This window comes from Lentzea aerocolonigenes (assembly GCF_000955955.1).
Taxonomy (GTDB): domain Bacteria; phylum Actinomycetota; class Actinomycetes; order Mycobacteriales; family Pseudonocardiaceae; genus Lentzea; species Lentzea aerocolonigenes_A.
The window spans coordinates 10183-29830 of record NZ_JYJG01000324.1 but is presented as its reverse complement, the minus strand read 5'-3'; the positions used below and the strand labels follow the sequence as shown (position 1 = coordinate 29830).

8 protein-coding genes are annotated in these 19648 nt (G+C 62.7%); 6 read left to right on the top strand and 2 right to left on the bottom strand.

All coding sequences use genetic code 11. From position 1 onward, the window contains the following. The first annotated feature begins 222 nt into the window (after positions 1–222). Positions 223–627: a hypothetical protein gene (locus tag UK23_RS35400; RefSeq protein WP_156213625.1), complete on the top strand. Its 405-nt coding sequence runs from the start codon at positions 223–225 to the stop codon at positions 625–627. Positions 628–772: 145 nt separating this feature from the next. Here UK23_RS35400 and UK23_RS50770 read toward each other — a convergent pair whose 3' ends face one another. Then, positions 773–3556 carry a PxKF domain-containing protein gene (locus UK23_RS50770; RefSeq protein WP_082115233.1) on the bottom strand — a complete coding sequence of 928 codons (2784 nt, stop codon included), beginning with the start codon at positions 3554–3556 and terminating at the stop codon, positions 773–775. A 546-nt stretch (positions 3557–4102) separates the two neighbouring features. On the opposite strand from UK23_RS50770, the gene UK23_RS35390 reads away from it, so the two are divergent. From UK23_RS35390 to UK23_RS35370, 5 genes are all read left to right on the top strand, one after another. Continuing rightward, positions 4103–8050 (top strand): restriction endonuclease, encoded by a 3948-nt coding sequence (locus UK23_RS35390; RefSeq protein ID WP_156213624.1) that lies wholly within the window; start codon positions 4103–4105, stop codon positions 8048–8050. Positions 8051–8609: 559 nt separating this feature from the next. Beyond that, entirely contained in the window at positions 8610–10370 is a 1761-nt protein-coding gene (locus UK23_RS35385) for a hypothetical protein (RefSeq protein WP_156213623.1), read from the top strand. Between the two features lie 265 nt (positions 10371–10635). Continuing rightward, positions 10636–11205 carry a hypothetical protein gene (locus tag UK23_RS35380; protein ID WP_156213622.1) on the top strand — a complete coding sequence of 190 codons (570 nt, stop codon included), beginning with the start codon at positions 10636–10638 and terminating at the stop codon, positions 11203–11205. 128 nt (positions 11206–11333) lie between these two features. Continuing rightward, positions 11334–11762, top strand: a complete 429-nt coding sequence (locus UK23_RS53135; RefSeq protein WP_196778034.1) for a hypothetical protein — start codon at positions 11334–11336, stop codon at positions 11760–11762. A gap of 75 nt (positions 11763–11837) precedes the next feature. Then, positions 11838–12974 carry an ATP-binding protein gene (locus UK23_RS35370; protein WP_082115231.1) on the top strand — a complete coding sequence of 379 codons (1137 nt, stop codon included), beginning with the start codon at positions 11838–11840 and terminating at the stop codon, positions 12972–12974. Between the two features lie 115 nt (positions 12975–13089). On the opposite strand, the gene UK23_RS35365 is transcribed toward UK23_RS35370, so the two are convergent. Next, positions 13090–19407 carry an AAA family ATPase gene (locus tag UK23_RS35365; RefSeq protein WP_045316098.1) on the bottom strand — a complete coding sequence of 2106 codons (6318 nt, stop codon included), beginning with the start codon at positions 19405–19407 and terminating at the stop codon, positions 13090–13092. Between the last annotated feature and the right edge of the window lie 241 nt (positions 19408–19648).

The window sequence follows — 19648 nt, the reverse complement described above, 5'->3', positions numbered from 1 at the left end:
GGAATCCCGGCCTAACAAGCCAAAACGACTTTGCCGGGGCCGTGCGTGCTGCTGGGCAAGCTCCTAGGTGCGAACACTGTTTCGTCTTGAGCTGGTTGTCGTCGAGCCGCTGCCAACCCCTATACATCCGCTAGTATTCGGACAGGCCAGGTACACAGGAAAGAATTATCCCCGCTCAATCCACTCGGCGCTAATGATCAATAAGGAGGCCTGGTCAAAGTCATGCGCAAAATGATCACAGTTCGACACGTTTTAACGGCCGCCTGCGCCGCCGGCTGGATCTACGGCTGGGGTCAGATGATGCATGCTGCCACAAGCAACATCTATTTTGAGCCGACGGATGACGCCATCGCACAGGCCGCAGCAGCTTTGCCGATGGGCTTCGCCGGCGCCGGCGTCGTTGCTGCAACGAGCCTTGTGGCAGCTGCGCTCCTGCGCCGTCCCTGGATCGCGGTCGGTGCAACGCCCGGCCTAGTCGCTGCGGTGTTGCTTCTGCCCGGTATCCGCAAGGACGCTCTTCCGCTCCTCGGAATCCTCGCGTCAACCCTGATGCTGCTCATCTTCTGCGTCGTGAGACTTGTTCGGCGCAACCTTCACCCATCTCGGCTGGCCGAGCCACATTCCTAACGAGCCATTCGGCAGCGTCCACATGGGATTGATGTCGGCCTTCTCCTCCGCTCGATAAGCGCCACGGGCCACGTGTCGGCTACCCAGATGCGTGCCTGAGGCCCAAAACATCTGGGTAGCCGCCGTGGCTCACTCTGCAGTTGATCTACTTGAACCGGATCACTGCCGTATGGGTCGTGTCGTCGTTGAGCTTCAGGGTGAAGGTCTTCGTTGTGTTGGCCCACTGCTTTGGCGTCTTGGCAAGAACCACAAACTGCCCGTCCTCAAACTTGACGGTGAACGACGCGCCTGCCGTGTCGAAGGCGTAGCCGGTGATGACTTTGAGATCGGTCACGGGTCGGCCAAGCGGATCCCGGAGCTTCCACTTGAGTGGCACCGTATCCCCGGCCTTGGTATCGGTCGGGCGGTCGTTTGCTACCGGTGGCCGCCAGCCGTCAAACGCGTACGTCACCTTCACTGGCGGTGCCGCAGCGAACCCAAGGCCGCCACGGTTGTCGGTCACGATCAGGCTCGGAAGATCCACCTTGCCGATGTTGGTATAGGTGTGCTCAACCGTTGGACCTGCCGCCGTGGTTCCATCACTAAAGTCCCACTCGTAGTTCACGATCGTGCCGTCAGGGTCGTACGACCCGGCAGCAGAGTAGACAACAGTCGTTCCAGCGGCATTCGCCTGAGCAGACGCGACCGCTACAGGCGCCTGGTTCAGCGGCGGCCGTTGAGCAACGGTCAGCCTGACCTCTTCACCCTCCGGGGCAACGTCAGCTCCGAAGACCTTTACCTGCCACGTACCAGCCTCAGGCGTGCCGACGACGTAGAGTTCGTCAGTTGGGCCGTTCGAATGCTGGATGTCGCCCTCGTTGGTCGCGCGGGTGATTGTTCGGCCGCTGGGTGCGACCAAGGTCATCTCAACGTCGCTTCCCGGCCAGGTGGTCGAGAACGAGGCGAACGCTTGGCCCACCGCAACGCTGACGGACTGCGTCCGGGTTTGGCGCGGACCGATCGCGAGTGTCGCCGTAGGTGAGTTGGCACGCATGTCATTCAAGATCCGCTTTGCGAACTGTTGGTGCCCCTTGACGTTCGGGTGGAAGCTCTCGACATCACCGATTCCAACGATGCCGTTCAGGTAGGACTCACCGTCGCCGCACAGCTCGTGCTCGTCGAACGTGTCTTGCCCGGCGGCGTACTCCGCACCTGCCGACAGCGCGTTCTGGCGGATCACCTCGTCGAGCTGGTCGATCTTGGCGTCGATCCACTTCTGGTCGCTGCGCCAGATCAAGCTGCAGCCGAAGAGGTTTCCGCTGGGCTTGAAGAGATGCGGATAGCCCACTACTACCACACGCGCATGCTTAGCTTTGGACTTGATGGTTCGATAGACCGCTTGCAGTGGTGTGAGGCGTGTACGTGAGTCGGGCGTATTGAGCTTCTTGATCAGATCGGTCGTCTTCTCCTCAAAGCGGCCGTGGCAGGTCTGGTTAAGCCTCCAGAGGTCGCCGCTGAACTGGGGGCCAAGGGCACATGCCTTGATGGTCTCGGCGAAATCAACATCGTTTCCGCCGATTCCAACCGTCACCAGCGAGGTAGCGTCACTCAGCGCATCGTACTGTGGCCGTTCACCGTTCTGACCACCTGACAGATTGGAAATCTTAGCCCCGCTACAGGCCACACTCTTCATGCTGTTCGGCAGACCGGACTGTCCCTTCAGGAGGAAGGGGTAGCTGACATCTGAGCGATGACAACGGTTCGTAGACGTATTTGTTCCATCGATGTAGTGGTCCGCACCCGCACCTTCACCAGATTGATACGAGTCACCAAGAGCGATATAGAAGTTTGCGGCCGCCGGAGCTGTCCACCTCATGCCGGCCGTCGTCTGAGGCTCACCAGCGTCTGCCGCACCGTTGCCGTTGCGATCCAGATACGCCCTGATCGAGTCGTCGCCGGTTTGACTGCCGCTTTGGTAGGTCCATGCGACCGTGCCGTCGGCCCCAGTGAGGCAGCTGCTGCCCGTGTTGCAGACGCCTCCGACGTTGGTATTCGGGCCAAGGATGACACCGAACTTGATGGCTACACCTGGTGCGGGCGCCAATGTCTCGCTGTCCAGCAGCCGCGCAGTCACCGTGTGTACTCCTCCAGCAGCACCGCTGCCGCCGGTGGGTGTCATTGACAGCGGGAACGAGCGCAAGCCCGCACCTGAGGCGAGGACATAAGGGGTTCCGACGGTTCCATCACTGGCAGTGAAAGCCGCACCGAAATCTCGCGCCATGGCCAATACCGTGAAGTCCGCTGGCCACGTATCAAAGCCTTCATGGACCGAGCATCCCCAGTTTGAGATGGTGGCGTCAGTCAGGCCACTCAAGGCTGGGTGAGTCGCGACGATGTGCGCGTTGTCGTAGCAACCGACGCCGGTGACGGTAAATCCGCCTGGCCTAAGCGCATCAAGCAGCGGAACCGCAGTGTGCGGAGCGGTACCGTGGTAGTAGCAGCTCAGCGTTACAAAAGCCCCGGTCTTGTTCGCCTGATCAACGGAAAAGTCAACAGCGCGCCGCACCATGGCTTCGCCACCTTGACTAGCGTGATAAATCGGATCAGTCCCTGCGATGACGACGTTGCCATTGATTGCGGCCCCCCACGTTGCAACGTTCGAAAGGGCAGCAGCTGGAGCTGTATCACCGCACGTCGGATCCCCCAGAATGATTGCCCGATATGACGAAAACTGCTCCTGGGTCATCGTGGTCCATGTCGCATCGTCGACTACGACCGGCACAAACCCTTTGGCAACAACCTCGCTCGCCTCGATGCTGTTCTGCCCGCCCGTTACCGTCCCGCCGAGGATGAGAACCTCATTACTAGCCGCAAGTCCGGGAGTACTTACAGCGACGTAAGTTACAAGCATGGCGGCGATCGACAGAAGCGCGGTAGCAGCCCTTCGCATGCGCCAGCTTGATCGTCGGGGACCACCCTTAGGACGCGCTTGCCTTCTCACGCGAACCTCCTCACATGCACAGCCCCGACGCCGATAGATTGGCGGGCGCACACAAAGGGTGCCCACCTAGTCGCACTTGGTTATGTCAGCCAGGCCAATCACCCCGATGGTCCGGCTAGCCAATTGCGATCGATCTTCGACCGATGTTGAGCTGACCGACACCACAGGAACGTTTCATGCGACTGGCGTTTCGGCTCCTTGTTGCTGGGCGTTACACGGGTCAGCCGTTTGGCTCAACGGTTCTACGCATGGCTATAGGAGCCTGCCATGAGCTTCAGCAAATAACACACGAACTCCACTGAGGCGTTGTACCTAATCACTCCCAGAGCGAATACAGGCCTCAAGCAGCCACTTTCGCATCAGCTGACTGGCCTGGCGACTGCGCATCGGAGATCATTAGCGCATCGCTCACGCTGGGACGGGCGAATCAGCTGCAGCTTCGCCGTTGCCGCGTCGCTCCTGCACTCGCCTAGCCGGGCGACGTAATCTGTGCTGATGACCGAGGGCACCGCTGTGCCGCCTGGTGTCCCTACTCGACTGCCTAGTGCGCTTCAGGGCAAGGACCCCACGCTAGTCCCAACGCCGTCCTTGACGCCGGACACGTTCGAGGACTTCACCGAACGCGTCCTTAGCGCTCACAGGTTCTGTGGTCCAGGGCTGCGCAAGGTCATGCGTGTCGAACGATGGGGCCGGCGGGGCGACAAGCAGGACGGTATCGACTTCGAGGGCACGTTCAGCGACGGTGCAACCGCTGCTTGGCAATGCAAGCGCTATGACCGGCTCACGCCAAGAAATGTGCGTGAGGCAGTCGCTGCGTGCACTTTTCAGGCTGACGAGTACTACCTCGTATTTTCCGGAGAGGCCTCGGACGCAGCGCGTAGCGAGATGAGAAGGCATGTGGGCTGGCAACTGCTTGATCGGCGCGGTTTGGGGCGCTTGATCGACGACCTGCCGCTGCACAAACGTCGTGACGTCCTCGACGCTACGTGGGGTCCAGCGACCCGTAAGTTGCTGCTGGAGATGCCTGGCGAGGACGGGTTCTTGAGTCTCGCAGCGTTCGCCGCCGATCGGCGAAACCCCGAGACCGTGCTGAACGATCTTGGACCGCGGGTGGGCAGGGGCACCGAACAACGCCAGCTGGAAGCGGCTGTTGACCGCAGCGCCGACTGGCAGCCGATTGTGCTGGTGTCCGGACCGGGAGGCCGCGGAAAGACTCGGCTCCTTGTGGAGGCCCTTGAGCTGTTCGAGCGGCACACACCTACCGTTCCGGTGGTGGTCTTGTCACCTGGGTTACAGCTCTCTCCAGTGGTTTTGGGGGAGCTGCCCCAGGTCCCGGCCGTGATCGTTATCGACGACGCTCACCACGATCCTGCTGCTCTGGCACCGTTGTTGACCTACGCACGTGCGGTGCCGGGAACCCAGCTGGTAGCGGCGTCGCGTCCGGCTGGGCTAGCAGCCTTGCGAGCACAGATAGCCGCGGCTCGCTACTCGTCCGGACAGATCCGCGAGATCGCGATTGGGCAGCTGGCGAAGCCCGAGGCCAGGGAGTTGGTGGAGTCTCTGACGGCTGGGCTCGGGCTGCCCTGGCCGCTACGTGAGTATTTCGCCGATCAAGCAGTCGACAGTCCGTACGTCGCGGTGGTGGCGGCGAACCTCATCCGCCGCGGGGAGCTCACGACTCCCCTGGCTGTCGACGGTGGACTGCGGCAGCAGATCCTTGCGCGGTACCAGGATCTGAGCCTCGACGACGTAGAACGCAATCCGGCACGTCGGATCCTCGCGGTCTATGCCGCGCTCGGCTCCGTCAACGACGATGATGCCGAGCTCGCAACAGAAATAGCGATGTTCTGCGGCCTTGAGTTGGCTCACGCGCTTCGGCTTGTTACGCAGCTGAAGGACAAGGGTGTGCTGGCGACGCGACACGGTGGAACGCGGGTGACGCCGGATGTGTTGGCCGACGAGATACTTGAACGCGAAGCAGCAGTCGGGAGAACCGACACCGGTTTCGTGCTTGATCTGTGGAGGGCCTTCGGTGCGAGGTTCGCGACCAGGCTGGTAGCAGAGATCGCCGAGTTGGACTGGCGCTTCGCCCAACAGGGTGGGCCGGCCGTGTTCGCCGGTATCTGGGAGACGGTGCGTAGCGAGTTGCAGGTCGCGGCGACCACCGAGCTTCCCTCAATGCTGCGTTCGCTCAGCGGGTTGGCTACGACCCAGCCACGCCGCCTGATCGAGGCACTTGAAGAGGTGCGCCTCAGGGTTCAAGACCTCGATGACGGGAACGCCAAACGTACTCGGTTCGCCCTTGCAGAGCTCTACGGCGGCTGCGCCACCTATGCCCCGGAGTTGCTTGAGACCGCCCTCGACGCACTGTGGTCGTTGCGCCGCAACGACCACAGGCCAACGAACCAATATCCAGAACATCCAGAGCGAGTTGTTACGGACCACCTGGCGAACATCGGCAGGCTGCCCGACAGCACCTTCCCAGATCGCATCGTCCAACGAGTGGAGGCCTGGCTTACCGAAGGCGACGAGCATCAAGACGCTGTCAGTCCGCTGTTCGCGCTCAAGCCGCTGTTGGAGAAAGACGGATACCGCACCGAGCAAGACGCACCTCATACCCTGGCGTTCAAACCGTTTGTCGTGTCGCCTGAGTGGGCTCGCCCGTTGCGGGATCGGATTCGAGGGATCCTACGGGCCGAGGCAAGCAGTGATGATCTACGTCGAGCCAGCGCGGCTGTCGACCTTCTCCGCCATGCGTTGCGTCCGCCCCAGGGAGGCTTCGGAGATACCCCGAGCACTGAAGAGGTGCTTGCCTGGCAGGAGGACGATCTCGCCACAGTTGCCGTGTTGACCGAGGCTGCCGCGAGCACTCGTCACGCCGTGATCCGTCGTTTGATCCGGCACTCCGTGACATGGCCGGCAGACCACGCCAAGTCTCTTCTCCTTCGCCGCCAAGCTCTGACTTTGATCACCGCCCTCGATGAACGCGAGGACGATCTGGCTGAGTTGATGCTCGGCCGCGGACAAACAACGTCGATGTCGCGTGCAGGCCTGCCGATCCCGACACTCGAGGAGCTACAGACAGCCGATGATGCCGAGGCGCTCGCGCGCAGCGGCCTCTCGGAGGAGGAACAACAAGCGCGATCCTTGACGAGCATTGAAGCTCACCTCTCACGCAAGCGCGCGGAACGCGACGCCTTGGTGACACGGGTTATCGCAAGCCTCACAGCGACGAGCAACGCAGCGTCGATCGTGCGGACGCTGGACGACGTCGCGCGTCAGGTTCGGCTGGTCGATGCACGCGGGGGCATGTCGTCGTTGTTTCTCCGCGAACTCGCCGATGCGCGACCGGAGCTGACTGCAGATCTCGTGGAAGCACTCGCCGCGAATGAGCCGGGTCCTCTGGATAGGCAGCTGGCGTGGCTCCTTAGCACTTGGGCAGCACAGGACGAATCCGCACTGCTGGCATGGCTTGGAGGGGTTGCCGGGCAGCGGATGGAGGTACGGCTGGCAGTAGCCGACGCAGTCGTCGACTCAGGCTGGGCGAGCCGCGGGGGCGCGTTCACGAGCACCTTCCGGCAGGGCATGAACGATCAGGATCCCCAGGTTCGAAGCCGATTTCTTCTCGGATCTCATGCCCTGCTTAGCGACTTCCCTGTTGCCACGGTCGACATGCTCCTGGCTGCGGACATCTCGGGGGAAGTAGCCGCCGACGTGCTCGACCGAGCCAGCAACTACAACGGTTCGTCGTGGGGCAGGAACCTTTCCAAGGAGGACGCGGGCGCGGTGCTACGGCTGGTTGACCGTGCTGGATGGGACGGCTACGTGACGGAACAGATCGCGTCCGGCATCGCACTCTCGCACCCAGTCCTTATGCTGGATCAGCTGAAGGCCGTGGCCACGTCAGGACGGTCGCTACCTGCCGACGTGGAGGGGATCGGTGCAGCGTTCAACCAGAACGCTGTCGACCTGGTTCGGTGGCTGATCGACGAAATCGAGCGTGATGCACAGGCAGCGGCCGTCGTCCTCCGATTGGCCATGACCGACGGCATGACGGAAAGCCAGGCGGACTGCCTCGTGGCAGAGGTGAGCCGCCTGACAGCGGACAAGCTCGTCGCGCTAGCGACGGCACTCACTGCGGTGAGGACCTGGCCGGTCTCCCATCCAGACCTAGCACGACAGTTGCTTGTGTTCAGCCGGGCCAGCGGCCAACATGCAGCCGCGGCCGTCCGCGTCCACATAGCCGAAGCTATGTGGCCAGCAAGTTGGAGTTTCAACAACGGCACGTCACCGAAGCTCGCGCGAGTTCGGTCACAAGCTCTCCACGCCCTTGAGAACGAGTCCGATGATGAGTTGAAGGCCGAGTTCCAAAAGGTGGCCGACGATCTTGAGGCGGAGATGTCGCGCGTTGCTCGCCGGCACGAGGAGTGGCAGAACTCCTAGCAACGCCCACCCACCCGTCGAGGCCGCGCCACAAGGCGATCTGTGGCGCGACAAGGCTTGGGAGAAGAGCCGACAGCCCGGACCGTGCCGTGTCGGTTGCCTCAGTTTCGGCGCAGCTCAAGCCAGGCAGCAATGACCGCAGCGACGACGCGCTTCCGCAGGCTCCGTCGCAGCCTTCGACCGGTCGGATTGGCCAGTGCGGCTTTGAGTTCCGCAACGCCTGATCCAACCAAACGGACCCTGCTGCCCTAAGCACGCCAACTTTGGCCCACCACAGTTTGTCTTCCGGCCGACCAGCGCACCTCACCCACAAAGCGACCATCGACTCAAGCAGCCGTGGCAACCTCCTCACCCTGGCTGGGACGCGTGGCGATCAGTACTCGCGACAGCCACGCGTGCCCGTCAAGTCGACGTCGTCAATCTGAGCCGCCAAGCGCCTTCTCGATCTCAATTTTCGCGACTCTGTCACCCGATCGTGGCGATGCGCACGTCTGGGTTACCGTCCAACGACGACTTGCTCTTGCTGTCAGATCGCCGCGTAGTCGAACCGAGGGAGAAAGTGGAACCTACCGCCAAGCACAAGTTCGACGTCGAGCCCATCGCCGGCGTGGACAACGAGCTCGTGGAGATCGGCCTGCAGTATTGGTCGCTGACCGGAGTTGATCAGTACGGCAACCTGATGTGGGCCATGCCCGTCAAGGACATCGACACACGAGGCCGCGGCCCCGCCAATGTTGTGGCAGCAGCCGCGGTGCGGGCCGTCCTGCCTGACATGCAGTGTTCGAAGTGCCAGCAGGAGCTTCGGCTGCGCTCACGGTCCGCCCTCGAGACCGTGCTGGCCGGTGGTCCCGCAAGCTGCGTTGACTGCGACGTGAACCTACAGCGGCGGGCGGCGGCGTTGCTTGCGCCTGAGGGCGAAGCAGCTCGACAGATTCGCGAAGAGCGACAGCTACGCAAGCAGGATGAGCAGCACCAACGGGACGCACTCATCCAAGCTCGCAACGGCTGGCGTAGTGCCCAGCAGCAGTTGCTGGTTGATACCTTTTCCTACGGCCAGCTGAGCATGGACCCCATCCCGGACGCCCCGGTTGAGGCTGAACTCACCGTGCTGGCGTTGCTTCGCTTCGCCGCCGCAACGAGCCCGATTCCTCCCTTGCGTGAATGGCACCATGCGTTTCCCTTTCATGCTGATCGGGACCGAATCCATCATCTGATCAACGACGCTCGGAGCGCGAAGCTCATCCAGCCGGACGCGACGACACCACCAGAAGCGTTCGCCTGGGAGCCACGCACCTTCCAAGAAGCATGGGATCTCGTTCAAGATGATCACTCACGACTGCAGGGCCCTACTCTCACAAGCGCCTACTACCCACTCAGCGTCCTCTGGCAGATTCCGTTTGGCCCAAGCCCGGAAACGGGGCGTGAGCGCCTCGATGCGCATCTATGCGATCGACTGAAGCCTGCGAACCTCACGGCGCAGCGACAGGAAGATCTCTTGCGGATAGCGCACGAGATCCTGGCTGCCGAAGCAGTGCGGTACTTCAATCGGGAGCTGGAGCGGCACAACCTCCCTGAGGTAGCCGAGAACCATGCACCGCGGCTGTCTGACGCTGTGGACAGAGTGGTCGCGGAGTACTCGCTTGGGTTCGCGTACTTCCTCGCGTGGAAAGCTACGCAGACCGCTGCCGCAGCCGCTCAAGCCAACCCGCAAGCACCACGACACAACATGACCACGCACGGGGTCAACATGTTTGAGCGCCATGTTCAACGCGCTCTCGACGACGCTGCTCCGCCAGCTCGGGAGTTTGAGGAGAACACGAAGTTCCCGCTCGCGGCGACGACGAAGACCTTGTTTTACACCGTCCTTGAGATGGATCCTATGCGGACGAGCATGGCGGCAGCACGAATCGCGATGCCTCCGCCAGCTCCATCGATGGCCACCGCCAGTCAGGCCACAGCATCGACAGAGGAGGACGGTCCCGGTTTCCGCAAATATTCCGGCACGTGGGTGGAGTTCACGGGGGAAGCGCAGGCCGAGGTCGTGATGAGGGCCGGCCTGTACCTACACCAGCTTGAGGATCAGGCGGACATACATGTCTTGGTGTCGTCGATGCATTGGGAAGCGTTTTCCATGGAGTACCCCGATGGATACCGTCTCAGACTGGAGTTGGATGGAGTCACTGCGGAGCAGCTTCCTGCCGAAGCAAGATTCGATCTGAGCGCCGCCTCAGACATGCCAACTGGATGTGCCTCCGAGCGTCCTGCCCCCCAGCCGGAGAACACCCACATCCGCAACGAGATCGATGACGAACCCTCGTAGCCTCGGCCTGGGTCACGCGCGCCATACCACTGAAGGCTCGTGGCGGTTTCGATGTCGCATTCGTTGATCCCGGTCGTGGGCGTGGTCCCATCCGCAGATCCTTGGCCGCCCCCCTCGCCGCTGACTCGATGTCCGCTTCGAAGCCGACCGGTACCTCACCGAGATGCTGCGCTTAGCCACCTCCCACGACCTCTGAGCCCGGACACGACCAGCCGCCGTGCGCCCGCCGACCCGCAGGAGCCAGAACACCGTGACCACCTCGCCTGTGACTACCCCTCCGAACGCCATGCCGCTGGCCCGCAACGCCGTCTACCGAGTAGGCCGGTGCTACATGTCGTCCTGGCAAGCCACCGCGCCCGTACTCGACGCGGCAGGCGAACTGCTCCAGGCCTGGTGCGTCACTGCGGACCAGCACGGCGTCGACATGTCGATCTTCTCCGCCGCCAGCGAGTGGGTTGACCGCCTCGCCGTCATCGCCCTGGAGATGACCTGCCGCAACGCACGCGAACTCCGACCCGCCACACACGAGCAGGCCATCGCGCTGCTCGACGCCGTCGTCAGGCGACTAGCCGAGCGCGGCATCAAGACACAGCGGCGCAAGCTGCACGTCCCGCTTCCCCGCGCCGACACCGTTCCCGAACAGGGCACGTCCAGGCCGGTCCCGCTCGCGATCACCATCGAACTCGAACACGGCTGGATGCTGGTGACCGACGAGCCCGCCGCCTACCCGCTCGTCGAGATCGTCGGCCGATGCGATGAGGCCGGAATCGACACGCTGCTCGACCTCACCCACCTCATCGACGAAGGCGCCTACGGCGACGCCTTCCACCGCTGAACCACGCTTCCGCGCGGGGTCTCGTAAGCCCGTTCAGAACAAAGAATCGACCCGTTTTCGGGCGCTCCGAGGAGGGTTCAGTGAGCGGTGATGCGCGGGCGGCCCGGCACTTGGCCAGACAGGCTGGCATGGCGAGTCAGGTGTCCGGCCGGGGTTCGTGGCGTGCCGTCCTGAGGCGGATCGCCGACGCCGTGCTCGACCGGCCGGCGCGATCCCAGGTCGCCTCCGGCTGGTGGGACACGGCCTCGCAGGAGCGGCCCGGCTGGCGCGAGCGTGCAGCCCACCTCGACGCAGACATCGTGTTCTCCGTCGACTACCGGTCATGCCGCCGATGCGGACTGGCCTGGGTAGAGCAGCCCTACACCGACCCCCTCTACCAGCGCTGCGGACTGGCCAGAGCAGGGCTCTCGGCCCTGCGCGCCGAACACCCCGATTTGAACTGGCACACCCTCGGCGGCCACCTCACAGAGTCGCAGGCGTTTTGGACGGTCGTCGGCACCGGAGTGCCTGGCGGCTATCAGCAGCGCCACCTCTGCTCCCACGTCCGGCCGGGCTGACCACACGCCCCGTACGGATCATCCAGACCGCTCCTTCAGCGACCACGGACGACCTGTTGGAGACCCTCAGCGGAGATGACCACCGCGAGGGTGAACGTCTGCTTCACCGGATACAGGAGGGACCGATCAATGACGAGTGCGTCTGGCCAGCGATCTCAGGACGTCGCTGAGTACCAGGATCCGATCTCACGCCAGGCATTCGAGCAGCTCGTGCACGTGCGCGGGGAAGGCGACGAGTGGGACTTCAAGGCCACCCTGAACGACCTTTCCGTCAACGCTGCAAGAGTCAGCCTTGCCAAGGACGCGCTTGCCTTCTGCAACTTGCCGACGGGCGGGACGATCATCGTCGGGGTGGCGAAGGACTACGAGCACGTTGGTCTAACGGCCATGGAGAAGATCGACACCACAGCAATCCGCAGAGCGGTTGAGAAGTACGTCGACGGCGACTTCATCGTCTTGGCGGCCGAGCACACGCTGGTCGAGCCCGGCACCAACGAGGAGAAGCGCTACGGGATAGTCCACTTTCGACGACGCTTCGCCCAACCTGTGCTAGCGGCGATGGAGGGCCAGACCACAGACAAGCAGCCACAGTTCCGCTCAGGGGACATCCTCATCCGCCGGGGCGCCGCCAGCATCAGGGCAAACTCGGGCGACGTCAGGCGCCTGTTCACAAACAGTATCGTCCATGAGGAACGCGTCCGTGCCGTGAACGAAGTCTGGAGCTGCCTGGTTGAGCAGCGACGCCTGATGGGAGGCGTCGAGTACTTGTACGACCTCCTAGTGGACTCGGAGTATGCCGACGCCATTACACGACCTAGTCTTCGCGCGTCGCTCGGGAGTCACACGATGTGGCAGCACGCTGACGCCGTCGACGGCCTTCAGCTGCGCGTGAGCATGATCAGGCCGCACATTTCAGAACACCTGTACCAGCAGTACAGGGCGTGTGCCGCCTTTACAGGGAGGCTGCACGTAAGAGCGATGGAGCGACGCGATGCTGGTGTCTTCCTGCCCTGGACCGAGCTGGACAACGGTTCGCCTGACCAGTATCTACGTCAGCTAGCGCTGGAGCTCATCCCGCAGGACGAACTCGACGGCTACTGGACAGGCCGAGCCACCGACCTCGGCACGTACCGGCCAGTCCGGCAGGTCATCGACGCCGCCGAACGTGCCGTGCTTAGCACCATCAGGCTCGTGCTAAGCGGCCTGGGGTAGCGGCCTGGCGAAGCCGCGGCTGTCGTTCGCACTTACGGACCTGCAGGTCTCACGAGTCTGGTTGCGGACCGCGCGGCAACACTGGACAAGTCGCTATCCACCCAGCCCGCAACACTTACTGCTGAGGCTTAGCCCAGCGAGAAATGTACCGACGACTGGTCAGACGTCCCCCATAGATTTCCGTCAACCGACGGCCGAGGTCGGGGCGCATCAGCACCGCAGCACCTTCCAGCTGTGGGTATGCCAGGTGATGGAAACTGCGGGAGTATTCGCCTCGCCAGATGACCAGTCCCAGCGCCGGGCCCGCATCGTCCACTAGAGAAAGATCACCTGACGGCCTCAACCCCAGTAGCTCCACCAAATACGGCGACGGAGCCATCAGACCTCTAGGTAGGCCCAGGCCTTCAACGTCGTCCAGATACACGTCGTCGTACTCCCCCTGGCACACCAAGGAGAACGAAACACCGTTGAAGTCTTCGAGAGGCCAACCAACAGGGTCCAGCCACTGATGAACCGACAAGCGGGGATGCACTGGTGGAACGACGTGCGCGTTTGAGTGGCTGACCAAGTCCAGTTCAACGCCCTCGAAGGCCCTTGTCCTCATGGTCTGCTCAGATCCGCCCAGACGAGGTCCCGGGCGGCAGTCCTCCATGACACCGAGCAGAACCCAACCATCGTATGGCTGACCCGCACCGGCGCTCTGGGGATCCCAGGTTGCTTCGCCTGAGCACGCGATCAGCACCGAGTCAGTCGTATGAGTGCCGTGCAGTTCGGATGAGTGCAGTGTCGCCGGACTCGCGATCTGTTCCCACACCTCGTCATGGATGCGAAGCGGGGCTCCCCAGGATGGACGGGGTATGCGCGTGCGTTCCACCATGAGCGGCAGCGGAGTATGAGACAGAGTCACCGCGAAGTCCTCTTCCCACTTCAGCGGATCGGTCACTGGCGTGCCACGTGATGCCAACACCGCTCGAGTCGCTCCAGCAACTTGTTGGAGACTCACCTCGGGGACGTGATGCAGCGGCAGGATCGCATCAGGCCAGTCTTCGACACCACTGCGAAGCGGTCGCAGCGCCTCGCGAACGCTTCTGACGAAACCGTCGTCGTCCGTGAGTCGGGCGACTGACTCCACTGTGGCGTCATGAAAACCTTCCACAAGTTCGTTTGCACGTGAAACGCGGCACTTCGCGGCGTCCCAAAGGAATTCTTCGCCACGCTGAAGGCGCTCAGAGGGCGCTCCATTGAGGATCGGTGTGGGGAACCTGCTGAGATCAGACGGTCCCGCTTCGAGAGAACTGTCTGGCAAGCAAGCAAGTTTCAGCTTTCTCGCCAACCAACGACCCGTGAGGTACGGACTCTTCGTCAGCTCATCGATCTCGAACTGCGCCTCGGCGACCAGCGAAGGATCAGCGGAGACGAGCTCGGCCGTTTCGCGCAGAAGCCAGGTTAGGGTCAACACGTTGTCCAGCGACCGAAGCACGATCGGCAAAGCGCTTGCGAACAAGCCAGGACATGCCGCACCAAGGTCTCTGAGGGCCAACAGCGTTCGCCGCTTTGCTTCCCTGCCCGGTTGCGCGAGGCCGACGAACGTCGATAGGGCGAACGCCAGGCTCACCTCGTCCTCGGTCGGTCCGAGGTTGGAGGCATCAGGCGCAATGTAGGTAAGCGACGTTCCATCATCTCCTACAGCAGGCGTTCGGGCGTCGATGATCGCGAAGGCCTCGTCCCAGATTTCCAATGCAGTGCTGGACGGATCCTCGTCGCCGCAGTTGAGAGCACCCGCGTTAAACGCGTACACAAGTGCTTGTGTGACACCGCTGGCACGGTACGACGGTCCGGTCAGGGCGCTTCGGACCGCATCCACCACGACCCCGCAAGTGGCCGTGCTGTCCAGTGCTGTAGCTCGATGCAGCAGTTCGATCGTCGTCAAACCGCCGAAGTGCATGTATCCGCCGCGGCCGTTCGACTGCGTCCATGCCAGTGCGAACGCCTGAGCCGCCGCGGTATTGCCTTCCGGAGTAGCTATGTCCGCGAGGTACGCACCTACTCCCGCAAGCAACTGATAGGTGTCGCGGAAGTCGTGGATCTGAGCCAACGCAACCATGGGGGCGACTACGGCAGCTCCGTTACGTTCCTCAACAAGTGTCCTCAGCCGCGAGCCGATCGCGTCGACCAACGTGTCGCGGAGCCCGGCTTGGTCCTCCCCGTACGGACGGGACTGAAAGCGGCGCCAGGCACGTACGAGGTGTGGAATACCGGCTGGCCCCACGGGGATGCCGGTCAGTATCGACTCCAGGCCAGGAGTCGCGGTTGCTACTCCACCGTGGGTGCTGGCGTCGTCCGCCGACTCGGGCAACGCCTCGTCATCTTGCGTGTGGATAAGTCGGAACCCACGTGCGAGAGCGAGGACGTTCAGGGCCTTCACGCGTACCAGGACGGAAGACTGCGGAGCCGAATCGCTGGAGTTCAGCCAGTTCAGCGTGATCTCGTCGGCGCGAGTCAGCAATCGTTGGGCGAGCACGCGATCGAGTTCGCCATCACGCGCGACAACGCTCTCTACAGTCTCGGCGTAGCCAACTCGGGAAGACGCATCTTCGATGGTCTCAGCCAAGAGTGCCGCCAGCACAGGAGGCACGTCGCTGCGATGAGCACCCCACAGGTCAGCCCGTCTCTCCAGGATGTGAGATGCCACATCACAGTGCTCCAGTGCGTACCGTCCGAGCAGCTGCGCGTGAGCCAGCGGATCTGCAACTGCCAGGTGCTCCCACCATCTAATCTGAGCATGATCGGTCTCTCTGCCATTTGTGTGCTGGTACACGCGGTAGGCCAAGGGCTGAGAGCGTTCCAGGCGCACCCTGGCTTCAGCCGGCTGATGCTCGGCAATCGCGTCGAGCGGGTCGAGCACCTCGAACACCGTCATGTCCTTGTGCCAGCCGTAACACACCAGCATCCGGGCCGCTGACAGCCAGCTGCTGTACCCAGGTGCCTCGGCCTGACCCGGAGCCGAGTATCGCGCTCCAGTGCGGAGCTGTAGTTCGTACCGTGCCTCCATGAGGTGGTACTCCGCGATGTCTGTGTAGAAGCTGCTGTGCGAACGGTCCTGCAACTCCCGCTGAAGCAGGTAGCGGGCGTACTCAACCTGGTCTGCGGGTGCGGTTGCCATGGCGAGCGCGAGCAGCCGATCTGGTGGGAGTGGGATGCCCATCTCGCCGTCGAGCGTGCGGTTGACCTCTTGGCAGGTCTCGAAGATCAGATCGAATGCGGCCCGCCAACGTGTGTCTCCCAGTAGTTCGATCACGCGTCCCACGCTGCCGAGGATGAGGTCAGTTATGGAGAACAGGTCGACCGCGCGTGGAGATCCCGCGAACGGGCGCATGTCGTCCTGCAGGTGTGCCAAGGCATCCCATGCCAGGTCGCCACGTTCGTTTGGCGGTGCTGCTTCAGCCCGCACGAGGCCGATGCAGAACTTCAGCCACCCGCGATACCACCCATCCCCGCTAACCGCTGCCTCCGCGGCGGCCAAGGCCAACGGCAAGTTCCGGAACAACACGAGCTGGTCGAGCCAGTTTGCGACCGGTCCTGCCCGATAGTGCTCGCCCTGTACATCATGGGTAGCGTCGATGAGGCTGGCTGGCGTTGCCGGGGCATCCGTCAGGGCCACGCCGAGTGCCACGAGTCGATGTGTGTATCCGGCAGGCACCCCCTCGCGGCAAGCTCGCTCGGCCCAATCGCGAGGCGAGCCGTGATCGCTGGATATGCTGCCGTCGTTCACTTCCTCAGCAACAGCGAGGCAGAACGTCCCCTCGTACGAGACCTGGTCTACCAACGCTGTGGTCGCAGGTTCACCCACGGTCTCAATTAGAGTCTTGATCAACTGTCGGTGGGACTGCACTGAGTTGTGTTCATTCGCCCAGGCAACAGCGAACCCAAGCAGTTGTTCCAACTGCGACTGGTCACCGGAGGAAGGTTCGACGGCAGTGTCGGCCGTTCTGAGGTGTCCTCGCAGGGCAGCGAGTTCGAGGTCGGACTCGATGTTCGCCGTGTAGTGGTCGTCGGTGTCGTGCTCGTCGTGCCAGAGGTCCAGGTACTCCCGCCATGGTGGAACGCCGCCGAGGGTGTCGATCGCGGCGCACATTCGGATGCCGTCGTCGGCTGGCAGGACGGTGCGTCCTTCATAGAGGAGACGATCGGAGGCGCGTTCAAGTCCGAGCATCGCGGCCCACACGTCACCGAACTTGCTGAGCAGCGATCCGAATCGTTCCTCTTGGTAGGTGGTAATCGCTCGCATCAACTCGAGACACCTTGCGATTACTCCCCACTCACCCAACTGGCCGGCGGACGACACGGCTGTCGCGAGATTGGCGTTGACCGCGGCTGCGGAGAAACCTCCAGCTACTGCGTGCACGACGAAGTCGTGATCGACGCGGTCGACCACCTCCCGATGCCGTCCGGCAGCGGCCAGCGTCGGTAGCAAAGAGTTGAAGGATCGGGCGTCCAGGAAGAATCCTTGGCTGGTAAGCCACGTGGCGATGGCGCCAAGCCGCACTGACCGAGCCTCGGGGTAGTCGTCCATGTGCCGACGCAGGTAGCGCGCGAACGACTCGTGATAGATCCGCAGTCCTCGGCCTGGTCTTTCCCTCAAGACAGGGCGCAGAACTTCGAGAGCAGCGGCGATCCGATGTGCTTGGGACGGTTCGATGGCCCGAAGTTCGTCAGCGGTTAGCTGGAAGTCGACGAGTGCCATCACATCAGCCGCCGCTTGACCCGCTGTGTCGAGCTGAGCGCTGATATGGGCGTAGTAGTGCTCTATGGACCCGTCATAGGCTGGAATAGTGCCGAGCGCGGCAACCGCCGAGATCGACGCGGCCACCCGGCCTTCCAGTTCACGGCAGAGATAGGTGGCGTACAGCGGGTTGCCGTCGGACCGTTCGTACAGGAGATCGATTAGCTCGTCGAGCCCATCGTCCGGTGGTCCAGGCTCAAGTTGCGATACGAGTCCGAGGCGTTCAGCTAGCTCACCCACTTGTGCGCGGTTCATGCCGGGCGTCACGACTGTGATGGCGCCGGCGTCCAGTAGCGGCCGCAGATGTGCGCCCGGCTGACTCAACACAACGACTGCGCAGCCTTGCGGGACGTCAAGGGAGGCGATCTCCGCGGCGATGGCCTCGGACGGTTCAGTCTGGCCAGGTGTGATGCCGCGAACCCGCGTCACGTGGTCGATGCCGTCGATCACCAGGGCGACTGAATTGCCAGTCTCTGCAACGACTTTGGTTAGCGCGGATGTTAACGCCTTCTCGTCCGCGCTCAGGAGCGGGCGCTGATCCTGAACGCTGGCTGGGTAAGCGGACGCGATCCTCTGCAGGAGACTCCCGAAGATCTTTTCCGACAGAACCCTGTCGTTACGTTCCTCGTCGGCGTCGTTGAGGTAGCAGTAGTGTTCGGCGACGACCCAGTCCTCAGCGGCGAGTTGCCCGAGAAGCTCTTGGCAGAGCCAGGACTTCCCTTGCCCCGGATCGCCTTGGATCACGACAAAGCCGCCGGCCTCGGCCACCTCTCGTACCCGCACGGCGAAGTCGACAGTGTCAAAGCGTGGAACCAGAATCGACTCGTCGACAGGAGTTCGCTGCTGAACCGAACCGAAGTTCGTGCGCAGACCGGTTGCCCGGATCAGCTTCTCTCTCACCAGAGGCTCGTGCGAAAGTCGAGCTTTGTACGCTGCTTGGATCAGGGCCGCGGCGACATCGATCGGTGACCGGTGTTCATTGGGAAACTCTCCGGCGCCGAGCTCATGGCGAACCATCCCGAGCAAGATCTCTTCCATCGCACCGGGCGTCCTGAGGTCACTTGACATGGCAGGAGCGTTGGTTTCGATGACGAGTCGATCACACATCCAGTCAAGATCCTCCTTGGTGACCGCGTTCTTGCCGTCCTTGTCACCGATCCGGAGGAACTCATAGGCGTCCCCGGCAGGCCGCTTCCCCGATGCTGGTCGATGTACGCCCTGCCAGATGGCGTCAGCGTCCAATGTGAACCGATGCGTGGCAGATTGCGCGAACAGGGGACCAGGGTCCGGGCTTGCGGAGCGCAACACCGGGAGCAGGATCGAATCGTCCGACTGTAGGTCCCGCAGGTAGATGTGATAGGTCGTGCGGTCTGCGTGTGCCGCAAACGCGCTGCGATCCGCCTGCACAGACCGCACCAGCACGTCCAACCGGAGATCACGCTGGTTTCTGACGAAGGTGTCGACATCGAGCGTCCTGGGTGACTGCTGGTGCTTTATCTGCCGTCGGCACCGGGAGCCATCGGACCGGGTGATGGTCATGTCGTCGAACACGTCGTCGCCGCCAGCTAGTTTTGTGTCAACGACGATCTCCACAGCATCACCAAGGATCACACCGACCGCGACGGCAGCCGTTACCAGGTCTTGATACATGTAGCCAGCGTGGGCAGATCCAAGGTCACTCATGCCATACCCTCCACGCTGCGCCGCATCCCACCAGCCTTGCGAGGCACAGGATCGTCCGCACAACGATGACGACTCTGTCAACATCTGCCATGTTCGTCGATCGCACGATCTCCCGCACGCGTTTCAGCGCGGCGCGCCGCGGTACGGTCGAGGCGAGAAGCACCAGCCTCGATCCGCCTTGATCGACCTCCTGTACTACACGCGCACC

What these genes read in the sequence shown, in the direction of transcription:
- UK23_RS53135 (WP_196778034.1), top strand. Translation starts at nt 11,334, where the DNA reads ATGGCGAGTCAGGTGTCCGGCCGGGGTTCGTGGCGTGCCGTCCTGAGG.
- UK23_RS35390 (WP_156213624.1), top strand. Translation starts at nt 4,103, where the DNA reads ATGACCGAGGGCACCGCTGTGCCGCCTGGTGTCCCTACTCGACTGCCT.
- UK23_RS35365 (WP_045316098.1), bottom strand. Translation starts at nt 19,407, where the DNA reads ATGTATCAAGACCTGGTAACGGCTGCCGTCGCGGTCGGTGTGATCCTT.
- UK23_RS35400 (WP_156213625.1), top strand. Translation starts at nt 223, where the DNA reads ATGCGCAAAATGATCACAGTTCGACACGTTTTAACGGCCGCCTGCGCC.
- UK23_RS35370 (WP_082115231.1), top strand. Translation starts at nt 11,838, where the DNA reads ATGACCACCGCGAGGGTGAACGTCTGCTTCACCGGATACAGGAGGGAC.
- UK23_RS50770 (WP_082115233.1), bottom strand. Translation starts at nt 3,556, where the DNA reads ATGCGAAGGGCTGCTACCGCGCTTCTGTCGATCGCCGCCATGCTTGTA.